Below are 737 nucleotides of genomic sequence, written 5' to 3'. Positions count from 1 at the left end.
AGCAACTTCTCTTCCTTTTGCATCATACTTATATTGAATTGTAGTTTTAAAAGGATTACCTTGAGAATCTACATTATATAATGTTTCTTTCTCTTTTTGTCCTGTTACACCATATTGATATGTTTTTAATTTACTTAAAGTTGTTCCTGAATTATTTTGTGCATATACTTCTAACTCACGGCCTAAAGAGTCATACACTTGTACCCCTTTAAATCCATTTGCTTTCGTTATTAACAAAGAACTTGTTCCATAACCACCATATGTAGGATCATTTACAACATAAGAATAAGTTGTTTGTAATGCAGGAGCACCATCTGCTTTTGCTGTTTCTTTTAATTTACGACCAAGTACATCATACTCATAAGAGACTTCAATACCCTTCGTATCTAATTTTTTCTCTACTAAATTTGTAAAGGCATTTGCTGTTGTTACTTCTTTTGCAAGAAGATCTCCCTTAGAAGATAAATAACTACTTGTTAATATATTTTGTGATTTACCTACTAAATAATCTTGTTTCTTTTGTACTATTTTACATTTTCCATTTGCAGAAGATAATAATTTAGTCACAGAAGGAAGTGAATAAGGAGTTGTCGCTGTTCCAGCTACTGCTTTTTCACTAGAATATTGATGGATTTCAGTTTTATAAACCTTACCACAATTTTCACTTGTTACTTGGCAAATATTATCGCTTAAACGATATATTCTTGCCTTTAATCTTTGAAACGCATTTCCTTGAG

1 pseudogene is annotated in these 737 nt (G+C 30.8%); it reads right to left on the bottom strand.

The annotated features are described in order from the left end of the window. Positions 1–737, bottom strand: a pseudogene (locus GCL60_RS17315) (hypothetical protein); the annotation flags it as partial.

The sequence above is a fragment of the Silvanigrella paludirubra genome (assembly GCF_009208775.1).
Lineage (GTDB): Bacteria > Bdellovibrionota_B > Oligoflexia > Silvanigrellales > Silvanigrellaceae > Silvanigrella > Silvanigrella paludirubra.
This window is presented reverse-complemented; position numbering and strand designations above follow the sequence as displayed.